We start from the raw sequence: 20448 nt of genomic DNA, 5'->3' as shown, positions 1-20448 counted from the left end.
CAGAACATTTAAATAATGATGGAGGCGTTACACATGAACAAAAATACAAGAACTGAAATCATGGCGAAGTTTAGAGAAGAAGTAGCAAATGGAAAGATTCTTTTAGGCGTGGGAGCCGGTACAGGGATTACTGCAAAAAGCAGTGAAGCTGGCGGAGCGGATATGCTGATTGTTTATAATTCAGGAAGATACAGAATGGCAGGTCGTGGATCATTGGCTGGGCTACTATCTTATGGAGATGCCAACCAAATTGTAGTCGAAATGGGCTCTGAAGTATTACCTGTTGTGAAAAATACTCCCGTACTAGCAGGCGTATGTGGAACAGATCCTTTTAGAGTGATGGAGGTATATTTGAAACAGCTTAAGGATCAAGGTTTTAGCGGCGTGCAAAACTTCCCAACCGTTGGTTTGATCGATGGCGTATTCAGACAGAACCTTGAAGAGACCGGGATGGGATATGGTTTAGAAGTAGATATGATTAGAGCAGCGCATGAATTGGATATGCTCACAACTCCTTACGTATTTGATCCTGATCAAGCAAAAGCGATGGCAGAAGCAGGCGCAGATATTTTGGTGGCGCATATGGGCTTGACTACCAAAGGTACAATTGGAGCTAAGACCGCTCTGACATTGGATGATTGTGTAGAAAGAATTGAAGCGATTATTAAAGCAGGGAAAGCAGTAAATCCAGATATTATGGTGATTTGTCACGGTGGACCAATTGCTGAACCAGAAGATGCTGCGTACGTAATTGAACGGACAGAAGGTATAGACGGATTCTTTGGTGCCTCGAGTATTGAAAGATTTGCTGCTGAAAAAGGGATTAAAGATCAGACAGTCCTATTTAAAAATATCACCAAACAAGCATAATTGCCTTCGGCATCCCTATAAGGACGGTAAGCCATTAAGCGAGAAATAAAAGAACCCTCCGGAGAGGGCAATCTGAGTAGTATAGAATTAAGGTGTAGCTTATAGCTGCACCTTTTTTGTTGTCTATTAGAAGAAGCTAATTATTACTCAACGGCAGCCAAGCCAATATATCGCGTATTTTGGCATCCCAATAGCCCCATTCATGTGTGCCTGGACCTTCTTCATAGGTTAAAGAAAGTGAGGTTGCTCGGCACGCATCGCGGAATTTCAAGTTATCTGTGTACAGGAAATCTTCTGTGCCACAGCATTGATACAGCGCTGGTTTCGGTCCCGTGGAGCGGTTCACTTCCTCAAGCAGCCATAGAAGGTCTTCGGGCGTACCGGCGATATCTTCCGTTCCGAAGATCATTTCGTATTCTTTGCTTTTGACGGTAGGATCCTCAAAGTTTATAAAATTATGCGCCATATCAAGTGCGCCCGACAGACTTGCTGCAGCCGCAAAAGCTTCCGGTTTCCGTAGTCCCAGCTTGATCGCTCCGTAACCACCCATCGACAACCCGGCTACAAAGTTATCCTCGCGTTTATCTGACAATGGGAAGAATGAGCGCGCAAGCATAGGCAACTCCTCACTAATAAAGGTCCAATAACGACCGCCAACCGCCATATCCGTGTAGAAACTGCGATGTACATTCGGCATAACTACAGCTATTCCCATCTCTGCTACATATCGTTCTATCGAAGTCCGGCGAAGCCAGATCGAATCATCGTCGGACAAACCATGCAGCAAATACAATGTAGGATGTAGTTCTCCCCTTGTTACGTTGCTCATACCGATTTGTGTGGTTGTTTTTTGCGGCAAAATTACAGTCATTGAGGTATTCAATCCTAGTACTTCTGAATAAAATTTACACTCTATTAAAGCCATTTCATCCATCCCCTCTCTCTCCAAATGATAGCACACAGAAAAAGTGAGAGATATTGTAGAAATATCTGAATTATAAGGATTTTGAGGATTGCTGTACCTAGATATGAGAGAATATAATGGAAGTAGAAAAATAAGGAAGAAACGTGCAAATGCGAAATTATTTTCATAGGCGGGAGGCAAAAAGTAGGATGAAATCGGGCCTAAAGCAGGAAAAAGGTTTTACTTTGATCGAAGTGCTGGCCGCTATTGTGATTTTGTCGATAGTATCACTGGTGCTTACGTCTTACTTTACAAACGCCATGAGTTACTCTAAATCGAACCAGAACAAGACGATTATGGTCAATCTGGCGAGGAACGCGCTGTTTTATGTGGAGAAGCAGGATTTTGAGGAAATGAGTAATTTTTTTGTAACAGATCCATTAAAGCATAAGATGATTGTAGATGCAGGTGAGGAACTGCCCATGATTAAGGCTTCTGAGTGCACGACGACTATAACATGTGTTTATAGCAATAGTTTTGTAAATGGTGGAGCTTTACCAGATGTATTAAATCCAGTCGTTAACAACATCAAATATGAGATTAATATTCGATACCAGTTTCAATTACATCAGGAGATGCAGGAAGGGAAGAATAGTGGTGGAGGGGTAGATACCCGCAAGAGCGAGATGGCACCTTATCTTATCCCTGTCGAGGTGAAAGTTAGTGGTAATGGTGGGCCTGGTGGAACAGCTTATACTACGGTGGTGGAGGGATATATTACGGATGAGAAGATTCGCTGACCGCCTAAAATACCAGCATGGCTTCACACTGATTGAGATGATCGCTGCGATTACCCTCTTCGCTATGGTTGCAGGAATGCTCTCTATGGTGATGATGTTCGGTTTCCGCAGCTATCATAAAATAACGATTGAGAACTCACTTCGTGAGGAAGCTGATTTGATTATGTCATCTATCATTAATGAATTATATGTATTCGGACCAACTAGAGTGGAGAATACGACAGATGGATTAAATCTGATAAAGGATTCAGATGGTGTGATATCTACGCGAACTATTCAATTTGTTACTTCTGAGGGCGGGGAAGGTGGCATTACCACACTTACCATTAATAGTGTCATAAACGATCCTCGTACCTCAATTCATTCCGATCTATCTGGTTCTACGATTGTTTCTACCAATTCTAATGGTACGGGTTGCAAGATTAATGTACCTTGTAGAAGCGGACTTGTTGATATAAAACTACTTTTAACTCAGCATTACGATGGAAGGACTTATGATATGGAGATGGTGAGCAAATTTGGTTTTTAGGAGGAATCACATAATGACAGGACAATCATCTCGGTCTATCCGCGTCAGAATAGCTCATACTAGTTTGCAATGCTTAAAAGAAGAGAGAGGCTCGGCACTTGTACTGGTCATGTTCATTGTACTGATTCTTACTATTCTCGGTTTAAGTGTACTTAGTGCTACAGTGGGCGGTGCACAGCGGACGGAGACGCGTAAAAATGATGTGCAAAGTCTACACTTAGCTGAAAAAACGCTTGATGAGGCTGTGGCGTATATTACATCGAGCTTAAATAAAAAAATAGAGAGTAATATAGATATTAGCCAAGCAGAACTGGATCAGTCCATAAAGAATTTTTTGATTGCACTTCCAACCACACTTCCAGATACACTTTCAGCAGGTCTTAAGACAAGTACTGATTTGGCAAACGCAACTGGGAAAATAAGTGGAATTACATATGCGGTAGAGGGGACGATTGGAACAGGAACGTTGGTCAAATACATAGTGACTATCAACTCGGAGGCTGAAGTTAACGGGGTCAAGCGTAATCTTAAGCAAAGGGTGTTTATAGACACTTTTCCGGATTTTCTTAAATACACTATTGGGTCAGAGAAGAATCTTACGATTAATGGAGCACCCTTAATTATTGGGAATATTTACGCAGGAGACATACTAATTATCAGCGACAAGGCTGAGTACACGTATAAGAAAAAATTCCATACACTTGTATCAAGTCCCTTTGAAATAGATGGTGAGGCGCATGTTCAATCTCTTGATAAGCTGATATATCGAGAGGAAGGCAAAAGTGAGTTGAAGGCTTCTGAAATTACTAAAGAAACCTCCATGACTGGGAAAATCCCTCAAGATAAGGTGGAAATTAGAAATCGTCGTACATTCGTAGAAGTTAATGTTGAGGGTTCATTTGTGGATAAAGTGGCGGAAGCAATAGGGACAGGGGCTGACAGAACTACGATTCGAAATAAGCTTGCTGAAGGCAAACTAGCATCCTATTTAGCGGGTATGAATCTATATAATTTTGACGCTATTGATCAGGTTGGCTTGATCAAGCCAATTCTCAGGGATGATTCGCCTGAGGCTCAGAAGGATTATAAGGAGGAAATGAGGGAATATACTAAAAAATTAAACACTATAAAGCATCCAACCAAATCTGTTATTTATAATGGAAATCTGGATCTGGACGGCAGTGATGACTTTCCGGGTGTCTTATACTCAGAAGAAGACAAAAACTCAACGTCATCCCGTAAGTGGCTCATTGTAGACGGAAATCTAATCGTTGATAACTATGGTAATGAAAAACCAGTACAGATACGAGCGAATATTTTAGTGACTGGAAAGGTAGAAATTCGGGGGAATGTTCAAATTGATTCCACTATGTTTGTATTTAAAGAACCCTCGACTATTAATGGAATTCCCGAACATACTACATTGGTAGAAGATGCAACACTTCAAGGATTGGATGGTAAGGAACTAGTATTGATCTCCCGTGGTCCAATACTTATTAATCGTTTGGCTGCCTTCAGTAACACTCCTACTCAGTTAGATGCTTTTTTTTATACTGATTCGGATGCGGATTTATATGGTGTAGGATCTATATTCTCGCTTAGCGGAGGATTCTTTGCAAAGGGGAATCTTACTATAAATGCTGTGCGGGGAACAGCTATAGGCAAAGATAATAATATTGTAATAGACAGCAACAGCAATTTGATCCGGTTCAAGGCAGCTTATAACGATCAGATCTTTGAAGATCAGAAGGCCGGACTTCCTCGTGTGAAGACAGTGAATATTAGCGTAGAAGACATGCAGTTGGAGTAGCGTTTGATATAAATGTGGAATATAAAACCCCCGAGTCGCAGTATCTTTGCGACTCGGGGGTTTTGCCTTTTTAGTAACGATCTTCGTTCTCTACAATTACCTCTACAGAATCTTGGATTTTAGGGTCTTCAATATACGAAACAGTAATAGTGGCTTTCCCCTTCTTTAGACCGGTTATTTTACCATCACCTGAAACTGTCAGGATGGCTGTGTTGCTGCTTGTCCAGAGGAGTTTATCTTTAAAGTCATTTTTGATTAAGCTTTCTGGCCAAAGTACAAGACCGTTATTAAATAAATCTCTGGAATTATCCGGTCCAACTCCTATTTTGAATGGCGCGGGTAAGGATAGGTTAGTTAATTTAACGCCAATTGCTATTTCTTTAAAGGCTTCAATAACAGGGGAGGATCCTTTTACAATCACTTTGACCTTGACTGATTTGGTAAACACGTTGCCCTTTAACTTTATAGTTTTGTTATCAGGGGTAGGGACGTATGTTGCATAATTACTTCCATCCCCTTCCAGGCTCCATACGTATTCAACCGGATCGGAATTCTCTACAGGTTGAACGACAGACACATTTAACGGTATTTCATTTCCGATGTTTACAAAAGAATCCCCATTAATTTGTATCTCACGAACAGGATTTGTAATTGTAACGGTATGTTCTTTTGAATAGATAGCACCGTTAGGCTTCCGATCAGTTTTGACTGTGGCCACAATTGTCACTGATCCAGATCGATTAGCCAACAAGGTTGCTTTACTTCCAATAGATGGATCGGTATTTTTAGTTATTGTAGCATTGGCTGAATTCGCCCCTGGTTTGATGGACCATTCGTAGCCAATTATGGTTTCATCAAAGGGCTCATAACTAGCTTCGAAGGGAACTTTCTCACCGACTATAGCGTCCTTAGCTCCTGTAATCGTTAAATCAGCTGAAACGACTTTTACTTTTGCAGTAGTAAAGACGTGGCTACCATCGCTTCTTACATCTCTAGCTGTAACCACTAATGTTGCTTCTCCGGCTTTTAGACCTCTTATTACTCCGGTGTCACTAATAGAGACTATATCCGGCTGTTTAGACAACCAACTGACTTCTTTGTTGTTGGCATCTTCAGGTGTTATGACCGGTAGCAGTTTCAGTTCACTATCTACCCGAATCACTGTATCTTGAAGTTGAATGTTCGCTACTTTAACGATAGCTTCAAAGGAAATAGGAGAGAAACTTATTGTTACCCGTTCTCGGGTGACTGGTGTAGGGTTCGGTAAATCTCCGGTGAATGGAGACAGATCGATACTGTGCCCACCATTATAACCTGAGATTGATTTTCCGATAAATGAGCCAACAATATCACCAGTGAAAGATATATTTGCTAATGGAGCCAGAACAGTACCATATAATTTGTATCCGCGTAGGTTAAATGATGTTGCTTCATAAAAATTGTATAACACGTTTTTACTGCTTACACCTGTAAGGGTGTTGGTGCCATTGCTGATGGTTACATTTTCCCCGGAAATATTGACAACAGTAGTGGAAGTGCTTGGAGTATCAATGCTCAGGCTATTAATACTTCCATTGGTTGGATTTAAATGAAATACGTTAAGTTTAGGATCGGTTCCCTTTAGAGTAATGGTCTGATACAGATCGGTTGATTTGGACGTCTCCGGTAATGCTGCATAATACAATGAACGATTTTTAAGTTTTTTCCCAACCTCAGCAAAATCAATATAGTTGTCTTTATGCTGAGTTTGATTAATAAGGTAGGCTGGAGCCGTTATATTGCCACCGTAATAGGCCATCCCTTTCAGTGAACCACCATTTAAGGTCAAGTTTCTACCTGCCACAACAGTTGCAGTAGTATCGGCATTTGTTAATGAACCTCCTAAACTAAATGATGCAATATTTATATTCCCACCTGCTGCTATACGCCAATTATTTGTGAATCCATTGTTTGGGAAATCAATGTTCTCTAGCATAAAGATTGAATAATCATTAGCTATGCCCAGTGATGAGACTGGAGCATTGGATCCAGGGAATGAAGATGTCGCTGCATGGATTTCATCATAATAAATCTTAGAATTATCCAATAGGTATGTCTTCTTTTCTTGTGGAATTGCAGTAAGACTAAAAGTGTTAGCAGAATTGTTTATTGGTGTATAAGATTTGACGTTGTTACTTTCTGTTAACTTATAGTTAATGTTCCCTAAATTTTTAGATAGAGTATATCCCTCGCTTAAAGTACCGCTTTTACTCATGCCTTCTGGAAGAGGATCACTAAATTCCAGATTAGGCGGAAATTTCTCTTCAAATTGAACGTTTGAGATCACTAGATCTTCAATCCCTTGCTCACCTGGATCAACAGCAAGATAAGGAACAGCGTTTGGCGTTACTGTGTACGTAAAAGTGATTGGGTTCCCTTTTTCAACAGTAGAGTTAGACTGTGTACGTTGAATCGTAAGGTTTGATTCGATTTTTTGAACGGTTACATTTATAGTTTTAGTAGAGATTGCACCTTGTCTGTCCCTGGCAGTAATCTCAATTTGAAGATTTCCCCCTGCAGGAAGAGGATTGTTAAAAGTTTGCGTAACGGTCTCTCCAGATAAAATTGCTTTCTCGTTCATTGTATAGCCGGTAATTACATTATCGTTTTGTTTAAACTTAATACTGGTAAATAGGTTCTTGTCTTTCAAATCCCAGTCATCGACTGTATAGCTGACGACCAGTTGGTTCTGGTAAGAAGGTTTAATGCTTTTGTCCATAGGTGTATGCACAGTAATTTCTGGAGCATGATTGGCACCTGTAAATGCACGGTACATCGTGTTTACAAACAACTTTTGTTCCCATTTTGGGAAAGAGGTTGCTTGAGTTCTATTATAAGATGTTCCGATGATGTGTCCGGTTCCTGAGTAAGTTACACTCCCTTTAGAGTACGTATAGTAGTGGTTCCAGCTGTCGTTAATATCCCGATTGCTTCCAGTAATGTTGTACCAAGGAATGACAGTGGAATCTTCTAAGTCAAGGGTAAAGTATTGATTATGTGTGTTGGCTACCTTATTCTTATCATCTTGCTCGCTTAAATTAAAAGGATATTGAGTTAGCAATCCATCGTTCACAGGAGTAACAGAGGTTGATGTACTCGGAGCATTTAAGCCCAAATTGGTTTGAGGGCTGGTTTGACCTGTGATTCCTTGGAACTTATTAATCCATTGGCTACTCTTGTTGTTGCTGGCAATATAAATAGTATCGTGAGTGAACATAACACTTTGCTTGGTATCATTGATGAAATTTAATACAGCATTCGAGGAGAGCTCATCAATTAGAGCTTTTTCATTGTATACATCCCGGAATCCAAACAGGAGCATATCATATGTTCCATTCAAGCCGTATTTTGGAGTAGAGTTTTCCTTACTTTTAATGTATTCATTGAACTGAGTCATTGATTTTGTTTCGATAACTAGTTCGTAGTCCTTAGATACGTTTTGTAGATAGCTAGGATCCATAACTAATTCATTATTAATAAGTTTGCTGTCATTATTTCCATCTGGTAAGATCTGCAATACATTGACCACTGTCTTCTTGCCCTTAAATTGAATAGTACCGATAGTGAAATCGCTTAGAGATTTTTGATTCAGAGAATCTACTGCTTCTAGCTTCCAATAAAGTAGGCCTGAATAAGTCTTGGGAAGTTTGTATTTTATTTCTCCGGTTGTCGAAGTACTTAAGGAGGTGGTTGCAACGACTTGATCTTCAGTCATTTTTGTGGACTTATCTAAGCCCAGATAGAGCTTAACAAGTATAGGGTTCGTTCCTAAATTAACATTTGAAACATTGAACTTGAACGTGAGCTCGTCGCCAGGCGTATAGATCTTGGGTACAGTAGAACCGTATTCGATAATTTGACTCTTGTTAGTAATCTCTAGTTGAGGTCTTTGCTTCATTTTGGACAAATAAGTAGAATTACTTTTTTTCAATTCAGAGATAAAGGTATTTAACTCAGAATCATTAAAGAATAGAACATTAGATTTTGGAGTTAATGCCTGGTATGTATTAAAGGTCTTATATAAAATTCCGTTTTGTGTTGGAGTTGAGAAGGGCTGCTTGTGGAAAATTACGTAAAGCCCTTTATTAATAAAATAATCGGTAATTTCTTTAGCTTTTAGATTAGTTATGTCGTTCATGACTAATTTGGTATTATGGTCTTTTCCAGAAACACCACTCGTACTGTAAGTCCCCTTCCCGATATAAATCGCATCATATCTTCCATCCAGATCATCCCGCAGCGCCACAAAGCGCTTCATACTCATCGTGTCAATTGTAAGTCCAGATATTCCCGTTTTTAGAGACGCAAGCTCACTAACTCCATTCTCCGTAACCTCAAGCATACGAATCTGATAATCATTTGAACTGGCTTCGACATTCGTGAAGTGATTTTTGAGTGGCAGAACAAGCAGAAGGAGAAGCAAGATCGTTACTGTAAAAAGATAGATCCTTTTGTTACTTGCAAATTTCATGTTCATCTCTCCCTGATTGTTAACTATTGGTAGATATGGTCGAATTGTATGTTGTATATGCTAGTTTCCGACAGCTTTTTCAGCTGAATTCGTTGTAAAATTATCCAATCTATGTTATATACATTCTAGGACATTCAGCATTGATAGACAACATAAATCTATTGAAATATACCTATAAATTTATTACTAAAGTCCCAAGTCTATTGAAAAATACGCTAGTTTGACAAAATTGATGAATCCGTAATTATGGAAAAAATCATTTTCATATTTTGCAGAAATGTAACTGGTAATTTATCCTCCGTTTATTCCAAGTATTATCCATTATCTAGTAGGCATAAAGGTATAACCAATAACGGCATATGGAGCTGAACGGACATGGCCATCGCGAAAAAGAGACTTGGGGATTTGCTGGTAGAAAATAATATTATTTCGCAGGAACAGCTGCTTGAAGCACTTGCAGAACAGCGTAAAAGCAAGCGTAAGCTTGGCGATCTGCTAATCTCTCAAGGCTATATCACGGAGCAGCAGCTGATTGAAGTGCTTGAATTCCAGCTCGGCATTCCGCATGTCAGTTTATTTAAATACCAGATTGATCCTGCCATAACGCAGATTATTCCAGAAAGTATGGCTAAGCGTTATCAGGTGCTTCCCTTCTTGAAAGAAGGAGGTAAGTTGATGGTTGCGATGGCCGATCCGCTGGATTACTTTGCGATAGAAGATTTGCGAATGAGTACAGGGTTCCGAATCGAACCTGCTATTTCCACTAGGGATGAGCTACAGCGAGCGATTGCGCGTCATTATGGGATGCGTGATTCTATGAATCAGATGCTAGTAGAGCTCCCTACACAAGAAGAAATAGAAGAGACAGAGATAACAGATGAGGATTCTCCTATCGTACGTTTGGTCAATCAGATGATTCAGCAGGCTGTTGCTCTGCGGGCGTCTGATATACATATGGATCCAGGTGAGAATAATCTAACGATCCGCTACCGGATTGACGGAACCTTACGGACGGAGCGGATTATCCCTAAGCAGATGCAGGGCTTTATCACCGCTCGTCTGAAAATAATGGCGCGACTGAATATCGCAGAACGGCGTTTGCCACAAGATGGGCGAATCAAAATGCAGTTTGATTACAAAATGGTAGATATTCGCGTATCCTCATTGCCTACGATGCACGGAGAGAAGATTGTGCTGCGGTTGCTAGATTTGAGTACTGGGGTTAAATCTGTAGATGCTTTGGGATTCAGTGAAGGAAATGCGGAAGCTTTTAAAGAAATGATCGCTCGTCCTTATGGAATCTTGCTAATTACAGGACCTACAGGTAGTGGGAAAACAACAACTTTATATTCAGCACTGAATCAACTCAATGTAGAAAGTGCAAATATTATCACGGTTGAGGATCCAGTGGAATATCAGCTTGAGGGCGTAAACCAGGTGCATGTAAACTCGGCTATTGGGTTAACCTTTGCGGCGGGATTACGTTCGATTCTCCGACAAGATCCGAATATTGTAATGGTGGGTGAAATACGGGATGCAGAAACTGCTGAAATTGCAGTTCGTGCCTCATTAACAGGTCATCTAGTGTTGTCTACTTTACATACAAATGATGCGATTAGCTCCGTCTCTCGATTGCGAGATATGGGGGTGGAGCCTTACTTGATTGCCTCTTCACTAATAGGTGTAGTAGCGCAGCGGCTCGTTCGTAAAATCTGCACCGACTGCAAAGAAACCTACAAACCGTCTGAGCAGGAAGCTATTATGTTACGTAGCTTGGGGTTGTCAGCGGACGAATTACATCGTGGTCGAGGCTGCGGTAGCTGTAGCAGTTCCGGTTATCGTGGCCGAATAGCGATTCATGAGGTACTCAGTATTGACGATCATTTGCGGCAGCTTATTACGAACACTGCTTCGGTAGAAGAACTGCGTGTCGCAGGAAAAGCGCGTGGACTTGTTCAACTGATGGATGACGGACTACTCAAAGTTAGTCAGGGAATCACGACGTTACAAGAGGTCATGCGCGAGACGGTCTCACATTAGGGTCTATAAGGTGAATTGCATTTTAATCTAGGGGGAGCAGCGGATGCCAACGTATACGCGGGATATAAGACAGCTTTTGCAGATAGCTTACTCCTCCAAAGCTTCCGACTTACATATTTCTGTAGGCTCGCCTCCAGTTATACGTATGGATGGAACGCTTCACCCACTTGAGGGTGAACCAGTATCAGCCGATGAAGCTGCTGAAATGGCAGAAGCGCTGCTTGGCAGTGAAAGAAGCGAAGTGTTTCGGAATGCAGGCGAGGTAGATTTCTCTTATCCGCTGGATGGCGGTGCAAGATTTCGGGTGAATGTTTATCGTCAGCGGGGTGAGATTAGTATTGCTGCCCGGGCAATTCCTGCAGAGATTCCGAGTCTAGAACAGCTGTCGATGCCTCCAATTTTGTCCACTTTGTCACTCAAACCACAAGGTTTGATTCTAGTTACAGGCCCTACGGGCAGCGGTAAATCCTCTACGTTAGCAGCTATGCTGAATTACATTAACAAGACCGAAAGCAAGCATATTGTGACACTTGAAGATCCTATAGAATTTCTGCATAGTCATGGAACCTGTCTAGTGGATCAACGTGAAGTGGGTAGTGACACAGCTAGCTTTGCGAGCGGACTACGTGCCGCATTACGTCAGGATCCGGATGTTATTCTCGTTGGAGAAATGCGGGATTTGGAGACCATTACAGCAGCAGTTACTGCCGCGGAAACAGGTCATCTAGTGATGGCAACCTTACATACAACAGACGCACCGCAGACGATTGATCGAATTATTGACGCTTTTCCGGGTCATCAGCAGGGACAGATTCGTTCACAGCTAGCCTCTGTATTACTGGCTGTTGTCAGTCAGCGGTTGTTTCCAAGAGTAGGGGGACGTGGGAGGATATGTGCAACAGAAATCTTAGTGAATACACCTGCCGTAGCCAACCTCATTCGTACCGAAAAGACACATCAGATTAAAAATGTGATGCAAACCGGACGCTCGCAAGGTATGCATACATTGGATATGAGTATCCGTGAGTATTTATCACAGGAACTCATTCACCCAGCTGCAGCAAAGGCATTTATGGCGGAGGTGAATAGCTGATGCCTCTTTTTGAATATCAAGTGAAGACAACCGCAGGCAAATCCATTAAAGGAAAGCTGACCGCAACAGATAAGCCTACGGCAATGGAGGAGCTACGCAAGCGGGGCCTTACGGTATTCTCGCTGATCGAACGCAAAACAACGATTCTATCGATGGATATTTATATTGGTAATCCAGTCAAACCGCTTCATTTCATTATTTATTGTAGGCAGTTTGCCACGCTTATGCGTGCTGGAGTTTCGATTGTGGATGCAACGCGTATTTTGGCGGAGCAAACTGAGAGTAAGCCTCTACGCAAAGCGCTAGTAGATGTTAACTCCAGCCTGATGCGTGGGATATCGTTCTCACAAGCTGTTCAGGATCATAAAAAAATCTTCCCACAGCTATTCGTCAGCATGATCCGTGCCGGTGAAGAATCCGGAGATATTGAAGGGACACTCGACAGGTTAGCGATGTTTTTTGAGAAGCAGCACTCTACGACAGAGAAGATTAAATCTGCGCTCACTTATCCGATTACGGTCGGGGTGATGGCGATTGGAGCGGTTATATACCTCCTCTGGGCGATAGTTCCACAGTTTGTAACGATGTTCGAATCGATGAATGCAGAGCTTCCGGCGATTACAAAGATGGTATTGGCCCTTAGCAAAAGCATTCAAGGTCAATGGTATTTCTGGATACTCGGAGTTCTCCTCCTAGTGATAGCTTTTCAGATTACAAAACGCACAGAAAAGGGTGCCTACGCACTTGATTATGCCAAGCTGAAGATTCCGGTGTTCGGCAAGCTGAATCAAAAAGGCTCGATTGCTCAGTTTACGCGTACTTTTTCATCTCTATATGCCAGTTCAGTTCCGATCCTGCAATCCTTGGTGATTGTAGAAGAGGTAGCAGGAAATAAGGTCATTGGAGGTTTTATCCGTAGTGCAGGAGATTCGCTGCGACAAGGCAACCCACTATCTGAACCTCTGAAAAAAGCATGGGTCTTCCCGCCGTTAGTTACACAGATGATTGCGATTGGCGAAGAGACAGGGGCGCTCGACACGATGCTGTCTAAAGTAGCTGATTTCTATGAGATGGACGTAGAAAATACCGTTGATCGTCTGAAGTCACTGCTTGAACCGTTGCTGATTGCTTTTTTGGCCGGTGTTGTAGGTGTGATCGTGGCCGCTATTATGCTGCCTATGTTCAGTCTGTATGGCAATATGTGAACCTTGTGGTTCCTTAAAGATATTGAGAGGGGTGACGCCCGAGGGAGCGGGGAAGGGCCACAGATCTTTTGCTGGCGCTGGACAAGGAAGGATCATTAGTGTTGCGGGATTCATTGAAACAAAAAAATATAGGCCTTATTATCACACACCACTTAGAGGGGGAAATAAAATGTTAGCACAAGCCATTAAGAGAAGATTGAGCAAAGAGGAAAGCCAAAAGGGGTTTACGCTGATCGAGCTATTGGCGGTTATCGTTATTTTGGGGATTATTGCGGTTATTGCGATACCGATGATTGGTAATATTATAACTAAATCTAAAGCCGATTCCGATTTAGCAACCGCACGTCAAATTTATGATGCTGCTAGGTTGTATGTAACTGCTGAGGATAACGGTGCTTTTAAAGATGCTGTTGTAACAATTAAGGGTGCAACAGGTACTAAATTAGGAGAGGATTTAACGGCAAAGGGGTATCTAGAAAGCAGTATATATCTACCAAGTAATAAAGACCTTATAACTGGAGGATTAGTCACGTTTAGTAATGCTGGAGTTTTGCAATCGGTCGCTATATATACTACATCTAAACCCACAGGAGATGCCGATCTGACATATGCTGGTGATGTAGTGCTGAAACAGAAAAAGTAAAATTAAAACGATATAATGCTTCACCCCTAAGGAATCGGACTTCCCGATTCCTTTTTTAAAATCCAGAAAGCCAACAGAGGACATCCATGACAATATTCATCGCAAGTTACACCACATTACTGGGCCTGATTCTGGGCTCCTTCTATAACGTAGTGGCACTGCGTGTGCCAGCTAAGGAATCCTTGCTCAATCCACCGTCACATTGCCCGAACTGCAATACGCGGCTAAAGGTGCGGGATTTGTTTCCGGTGATAAGCTACCTGCTGTCAGGAGGCAAGTGTCGTTATTGCGGCACAAAGGTGTCGTCTTTATATCCACTAGGAGAAGCGGCGACGGGTTTGCTTTTTCTATGGGTGTACTTGCAGTTTGGGCTGACAGGTAATGGAGTCGTCGGATTTGTGCTTGTGAGTCTGACGGTTATTGTGACAGTTTCTGACTTGAAGTACATGCTGATTCCGAACAAGGTGTTGCTGTTCTTTTTGCCGCTGCTGCTCATTCTTGTATTGTTCTTTCCGGAGGGGCCGTTATGGCATCACTTGTTAGGAGCTATCCTTGGAGGAGGTATCCTAATTCCCTTTGTGTTGTTAGGCGGGATGGGGGCCGGGGATGTGAAGTTATTTGCGCTACTGGGCTTGGTCATCGGATTTCCGAATGTTATTTTGGCCTTTCTGCTGGCCTGTCTGCTTGGAAGTGTGGTCGGAGGACTGCTAATGCTGCTTGGTATCATCAAACGCAAACAACCGGTTCCTTTTGGTCCATGGTTAGCAATAGGTGCATTAATTAGTTTCGGGTATGGTTCACACATCATTGGCGCGTATCTCTCGCTCATCGGATAGGAGGAAACCGATCATATGCTTGGATTAGGCCCTAAAGTGGCCGGGATTTCAATTGAGGCTACCGGTATTCGTTATATTAGTTTTAAGAATAAACAGTCATGGGAAGTCCGCAAAAAACGGTATCTTCCGCTCCTTCCAGGCATGATCATTGAGAATCAGGTGGCGGATAGTGAGGCGCTGTATGATCGGGTCAGGCAGTGGGTGAAGAAGGAAGGGTTAAGGGGCAGTAAGGTTTCCTTGTCTATTCCACCTTCGCAGATCATCATCCGCAAAATGAGCATCCCAAGTACCAACGACAAACAGGTAGAGCAGCTTGTAAAGCTCGAAGTGGAGACGGGGCTACATTTGCCATTTGAAAATCCTGTTTACGACTACGTGACGCTCGAAGTGGATGAGGAACATAGTCATTTGCTCGTATTTGCTGCTCCGCGGAAATCGATACAGGATTATGTAGATATTCTGGAGCGTGCAGGTCTCCGAATAAGCAGTGTTGAAATTTCGGCAACGGCCTTGGCGCGAAGTATAGCAACTGGACATGGGGAAAGCTTTGCGGAAACGATGCTCATTAATCTAGAGCCTTCGGTCATGGACATTTATATGTTCAGAAACGGGAATCCGGTATTCATTCGTACGATTAACTTGCTTGATCTGCATAAGGGAAGAAATGTTGCGGCAACGGCAATGGATTTTATGGCAGACAGTGAGGTCTTGGCAGAAACAGCAGTAGCTGTAGAAGAGCAATTATCACCGGAGCAAATGGTGGAGATCACTGCGGAAATTTCGCGGATGCTTAGCTTCTACCAGTACAGCCTACACGATGGTTCAACACGTATCAAAAACCTAGTCATAACAGGTACCCCCTCCATTCGTAAACAGCTAGACCTAGAGCTTCAGCAGTCGCTGGCAGAACTCGACATTACACCGATAAGCCTAGATCAGATGGGGAAAAATGCTGTATCTGATCTCGAGCTAAATGATTATCGAGTAGCCGCAGGGACGGCTCTAAAGAGCATCATCAACGTGGATACGATTGACTTACTGCCGAGAGAAGACCGAGAGACGTTATTATTCCCCTATGTGACCATGGGTCTTGTGGCGATCTGGCTGGTGGGAACGATTGGGACAGGGATTTATTTTTCAGCTAATAAGGGTCAAATCTCTAATGGTAAAGAGGAGTTACAGGGCTTGCAGGATCGCAGTTTAATGCTACAGGTAGAGCTGGGTAAACTTAAGAACAGCGGACCTGGGCAGTTAGATCGGAAGGTAGCTATCGAGAAGATTCAGAACAGTAAGGTAATTGCTGTTCCTATTCTGGATGAATTAGTTGAAGGGTTGCCACCGGGTGCTGTGATCCTTGATATTAACTACACCTACCGCACTGCTATTGACCTGACTGTAAATGTACCTGCTATGGTGGATGCTTCTAATTATTTAAGACAACTTCGCCAAATGTCTTTTACAGTGGACGCCTCAATTTCGAAGCTGACTGAAGGAACGGCCGGTCAGAATGCTGGAACAAATTCTTTAAATATGTATACAGCGATTTATAAAGTAAACTTATTACCTAATAATCAACAGGTCAATGGAACGGATGCAAGCCAAGAGGAGGTGAATAGCGATGGAACAGTTCAATAAGTATCGCTCTCCAATCGTACTAGGTGTACTGATTCTGTTCTTGATGCTTTTTGCCTTTTATATGCTGGGCGTTCAACCGACCAATAAAGAAATATCCGCACAGAACGCTGAGATCAGCCAGCTTGAAAAAGAAGCAGAGGTTCTCCAAGCTAAAATTAATGAACTGAAAAGCAATGCTGCTTCTGTGGATTCAGAACAACAGGAACTTCTAGCAGCACTCCCGAAAGGCGATGAAAGCGAAGGTTTGATCGTTGATTTGCGGGGAGTAAGCACTTCCTCAGAAGCGCGGCTAAGAGACGTTAGCTTTATTTTGGATGAGGCTAATCCGATTCAGCAAATGACAGGCTCAGCAGAAGTATTGTTCCCTACCGTCAAACAGATCAAAATGACCGCAGTCATAGAAGGTACGTATACGGGGATACGACAATGGATGGAGGAGTTGCAGAAGCTGCCGCGTATCGTGAATGTTGACTCGTTTAATTTCCAACAGTCCTATGAAGAGCGTTCTGAGAACACTCCAGAAAGTATCTTGACTGCTAACGTAGCTTTCACAGCTTTTTACGAGGCCGTTACTCCAACATCGAATTAGAAATCTCACTAATGCAATAAAACAATTGCACCATTATCCTACTCCACTTTTCCTGTAAAACAGGAGGGTGTTTTTTTTTCATTACCGAAAATATATAAATGCGTTTTCATTTCCCTGTTTATTGGGTATTTTAGCTTGCGGGGTGCATAAGCTGGAACAGTGGCTATCGCCTGTATTTTTCAGATGACAAAGGAGGAATTCCGAATGAACAAAAAGTGGATGATTGGTTCGTTGGCCCTTTCCATAGGCCTGATCTCAGCAAGTGGGGGAGCTATGGCAGCTTCACCGTCAGCAGGAAGTACGGAAATCAAGAAGGTAGCTGTGTCTGCGCCTGGGAAAGAGGGCCCTGCTACCATCAATAATTTGACGGTGAAAAGTATCATTCCGCTCGTAGTCCATGCAAGAGCTCTTTATTTCTATAGCAATCGAGGCGGCAATATCTTCCCGATAGAAACCTTCACATATAAAGCGCAGGAGTACCGTTATCTTTCCAGTGATCTTGGCACCAAGACGAAACTAATGAATTACATAAAAAAAGCGTACACTCACAACGCTGCGGCTTATTATGTACAGACACAGTTTTTAGAGCATAACGGAAGAATGTCGCAGGTTAATGCAGATGTGGGCAATCTATTAATGTATGAAAAAGCCACCGCCCGCATGCTCTCCAAGACTGCGACAACCGCTGAATTTGAACTGACCGTTCCTTATCCAGAAGCGCAGGGAAGCAGTGAGTCGGTGTATGTGAAGCTGAAGAAAGTGGAGGGATACTGGAGAATCGACATGTCGCCGGATATTCTTTTCTGAGGAGAGGGAAAGGTATTAGAGGAAAGTGGATAGTAGGGGTTATGAACTAACAGCGCTTAAGATCAGAGGTATAAACAACGCCTGCGAATTTGCCTTTGCGGGTAATAATGACACAATCATTCTTCATAGGATCTGGGCGGTTCATAGCAGTAGCGAATACGACATCAAGTGGAGTGGAGATATCATAGACTAGTGGTGTTTTGCTCATAAGCTTCATGGCAGGTTCTTTGTAGAACATATCTACCCCTGATCTTCCTGTAGCTTTTAAAAAGAAACGTTCGCTCATTAATAATCCAAGTGGTTCATTCATAGCATTACAGACGACAATACATTTCGATTCTGGATGCTGGAACATTACGCGAAGGGCTTCTCTACAAGTACGTGAGGCGAAAATAGCAGGTGCACTGCGGACAATATTAGAAAGATCATTTACAAGAGCTGTTGACATGTTGTTCATCCTTTCTGATTATAGGTCTATTTCTAATGTACCCCCGAATCGTAAATTTGAAAGGCGAGAAAGGTCATCTACAGGTAAAATAGATTCACAAGCAAAAACGGTCAGAACCTCACGAGGTCTGACCGTTTTTTTGTAAGTACTCTATTCACTTCGAACGCCGTCCTCTACCAACTGCTTTCTAGGTGCTTCTGGAATAACGGATTTGCTCACGCCTCCACGATTGATGGCGATTAAGCGTTTTTGTGCGTAATACACATCGCGGGACAGCTTTTTTACCTCAGTGGATTTACCGTCAACTAACCGGGTGCTGTAGGTTTCAACAACATAGCCAGTTTTCCCGTTCTGAATAACACGTGTACCTCCGCGAGGGAGGGAAGGGTCGTTTACGTACTTGTCGACTGGAGGCAGCACCTCTACGATTTGTGAATGGACTTTATAAGTAACATTTTGCGGAAAGGTACCGAAGAGCTTGATCGTTAGTGAGCGGCCTTGCACAGCTGCTTTAATGACAAGATATTTGCCAGTCGTATTGCGAAAACGGAAGTTAATATAGCCTTCAGCAAACGTCGCATCCTGGCCCTTGGGTAAATAGTTGACCGGCAAGGAGTGATTGCGGCGCTCCACAATCTCTAGTCCAGTACGAAGAGCGGCGTTGTACAGTGTACTGGACACTTGGCAGATTCCGCCGCCGACACCGGCTTGTAGCTTACCGTTCACAATGACTGGCGCTTCGCGGAAGCCATATTCTATTTTTGCTTTTTCAATAGCTTTGCCATAATCAAAGACCGCTCCAGGTGGGAGCACCGTTCCGTTCACAGCTTTGGCCGCTGATTCAACGTTGTAGATTCGTCCAGGTCCACTTGCGCCGAGTGAGGTGCTGAATTGCATGATTTTTCGCTCAATGCCTTGCTCTTTTAATGCGTTTAGGGTGATATCCGGCTGTAATATAGTTAATGGAACTTCCAGAGTAATCCCCTTCTCCTGGAGCGTAATCAGACGATTAAACCGAGTGGGAGCGGCAGCCGACAGTGAGGTGATCATTCCTGTCCAGTCTACCTCAAGAGAAGTCTTCTCGGGCGTATACACTACACGATCATCCCCCGTAATTCGCCGCGTAGCATCGACCGGATCTCCAAAGGATTCTCTCTCCCAAGCGGGACTTAGGATGGTTTTTAATTGAGCGATATTCAGATGGGCTTCAAGACTCCAATTCTGGGGGAAGCTGTAACGGGCTTTTACCCGATCCCATAGACGGCCTTCTGTGAGATCCTGTAGTCCTTGCTCAAAAGCCGCGGCCGCATAGGTCATTCCGGCTTGTTTAAGCTTGAGGGTAAGCTCAGAATTCCCTTCTACCTGCAGAACGAGGGGGACAGATTCAAGGGCATGGAGCTTCTCCTCCAGTTCGGAACGAACCTCAGTGATGTTCAGCCCGCCCACCTCCCATCCGGCAAGGGTTGTACCCTTTGGAAGCGTGTTATTGTGGCTATATAGATGAAGTCCCCCATATATTAATGAGCCGATAAGAATGAGTGCAGTGACTACTATGAGGGCCAGATGAATTTTTTTCATGATTAATCCCCTTCCTGGATGGCATCTGCGAGCAGGTACCGTAGGTGCTTTTTCTATTTATATGTACAGACACTACAAAACTTTCGAATAGTGGAGCAGTTACGGGGTACTCAATCGGTTACAGATTTGTTACAATAGATACATTGCGGAA

General features: G+C 42.9%; 16 protein-coding genes. 12 read left to right on the top strand and 4 right to left on the bottom strand.

All coding sequences use genetic code 11. The features are described from left to right. Positions 1-33: 33 nt before the first annotated feature. Positions 34-870, top strand: coding sequence for a phosphoenolpyruvate hydrolase family protein (locus NSU15_RS28360; RefSeq protein WP_042131316.1), 837 nt, complete (start codon positions 34-36; stop codon positions 868-870). 136 nt (positions 871-1006) lie between these two features. On the opposite strand, the gene NSU15_RS28355 is transcribed toward NSU15_RS28360, so the two are convergent. Continuing rightward, positions 1007-1795: an alpha/beta hydrolase family protein gene (locus NSU15_RS28355; protein WP_076119190.1), complete on the bottom strand. Its 789-nt coding sequence runs from the start codon at positions 1793-1795 to the stop codon at positions 1007-1009. A 188-nt stretch (positions 1796-1983) separates the two neighbouring features. On the opposite strand from NSU15_RS28355, the gene NSU15_RS28350 reads away from it, so the two are divergent. The 3 genes from NSU15_RS28350 to NSU15_RS28340 are packed head-to-tail and all read left to right on the top strand — an operon-like array spanning position 1984 to position 4913. Next, positions 1984-2574 carry a type II secretion system protein gene (locus NSU15_RS28350; protein ID WP_339288343.1) on the top strand — a complete coding sequence of 197 codons (591 nt, stop codon included), beginning with the start codon at positions 1984-1986 and terminating at the stop codon, positions 2572-2574. Then, positions 2558-3103, top strand: a complete 546-nt coding sequence (locus NSU15_RS28345; RefSeq protein ID WP_339288342.1) for a prepilin-type N-terminal cleavage/methylation domain-containing protein — start codon at positions 2558-2560, stop codon at positions 3101-3103. Before NSU15_RS28350 ends, NSU15_RS28345 begins: the two co-directional genes overlap by 17 nt. 13 nt (positions 3104-3116) lie before the next feature. Further along, on the top strand, positions 3117-4913 hold the full coding sequence (locus tag NSU15_RS28340; RefSeq protein ID WP_339288341.1) for a hypothetical protein: 1797 nt from the start codon (positions 3117-3119) through the stop codon (positions 4911-4913). Positions 4914-4983: 70 nt separating this feature from the next. Here the strand turns inward: NSU15_RS28340 and NSU15_RS28335 are convergent, their stop codons facing one another. After that, on the bottom strand, positions 4984-9423 hold the full coding sequence (locus NSU15_RS28335; protein ID WP_339288339.1) for a DUF5057 domain-containing protein: 4440 nt from the start codon (positions 9421-9423) through the stop codon (positions 4984-4986). Between the two features lie 375 nt (positions 9424-9798). Here NSU15_RS28335 and NSU15_RS28330 point away from each other — a divergent pair, with 375 nt between their 5' ends. From NSU15_RS28330 to NSU15_RS28295, 8 genes are all read left to right on the top strand, one after another. Next, positions 9799-11463, top strand: coding sequence for an ATPase, T2SS/T4P/T4SS family (locus NSU15_RS28330; protein WP_339288338.1), 1665 nt, complete (start codon positions 9799-9801; stop codon positions 11461-11463). 43 nt (positions 11464-11506) lie between these two features. Then, on the top strand, positions 11507-12556 hold the full coding sequence (locus NSU15_RS28325) for a type IV pilus twitching motility protein PilT (RefSeq protein ID WP_339288337.1): 1050 nt from the start codon (positions 11507-11509) through the stop codon (positions 12554-12556). Further along, positions 12556-13761: a type II secretion system F family protein gene (locus NSU15_RS28320; protein WP_076119116.1), complete on the top strand. Its 1206-nt coding sequence runs from the start codon at positions 12556-12558 to the stop codon at positions 13759-13761. The genes NSU15_RS28325 and NSU15_RS28320 overlap by 1 nt, the downstream gene beginning before the upstream one ends. 169 nt (positions 13762-13930) lie before the next feature. After that, the gene (locus NSU15_RS28315; protein WP_339288336.1) at positions 13931-14404 is read left to right on the top strand and encodes a type II secretion system protein; all 474 of its coding nucleotides are present in this window, start codon (positions 13931-13933) and stop codon (positions 14402-14404) included. Positions 14405-14490: 86 nt separating this feature from the next. Beyond that, positions 14491-15240 (top strand): prepilin peptidase, encoded by a 750-nt coding sequence (locus NSU15_RS28310; protein ID WP_339288334.1) that lies wholly within the window; start codon positions 14491-14493, stop codon positions 15238-15240. Positions 15241-15255: 15 nt separating this feature from the next. Beyond that, on the top strand, positions 15256-16875 hold the full coding sequence (gene pilM, locus NSU15_RS28305) for a pilus assembly protein PilM (RefSeq protein WP_339288332.1): 1620 nt from the start codon (positions 15256-15258) through the stop codon (positions 16873-16875). Further along, positions 16859-17464, top strand: coding sequence for a type 4a pilus biogenesis protein PilO (gene pilO / locus NSU15_RS28300; protein WP_042131305.1), 606 nt, complete (start codon positions 16859-16861; stop codon positions 17462-17464). The genes pilM and pilO overlap by 17 nt, the downstream gene beginning before the upstream one ends. A gap of 204 nt (positions 17465-17668) precedes the next feature. After that, complete coding sequence (locus tag NSU15_RS28295) at positions 17669-18271, top strand: DL-endopeptidase inhibitor IseA family protein (protein WP_052414757.1); 603 nt, start codon at positions 17669-17671, stop codon at positions 18269-18271. Positions 18272-18317: 46 nt separating this feature from the next. Here NSU15_RS28295 and NSU15_RS28290 read toward each other — a convergent pair whose 3' ends face one another. Next, on the bottom strand, positions 18318-18719 hold the full coding sequence (locus tag NSU15_RS28290) for a hypothetical protein (protein WP_042131304.1): 402 nt from the start codon (positions 18717-18719) through the stop codon (positions 18318-18320). A 150-nt stretch (positions 18720-18869) separates the two neighbouring features. Beyond that, positions 18870-20297, bottom strand: coding sequence for a VanW family protein (locus tag NSU15_RS28285; RefSeq protein WP_339288330.1), 1428 nt, complete (start codon positions 20295-20297; stop codon positions 18870-18872). Positions 20298-20448 lie beyond the last annotated feature (151 nt).

The organism is Paenibacillus sp. FSL E2-0201, assembly GCF_037963325.1.
Lineage (GTDB): Bacteria > Bacillota > Bacilli > Paenibacillales > Paenibacillaceae > Paenibacillus_AQ.
This window is presented reverse-complemented; position numbering and strand designations above follow the sequence as displayed.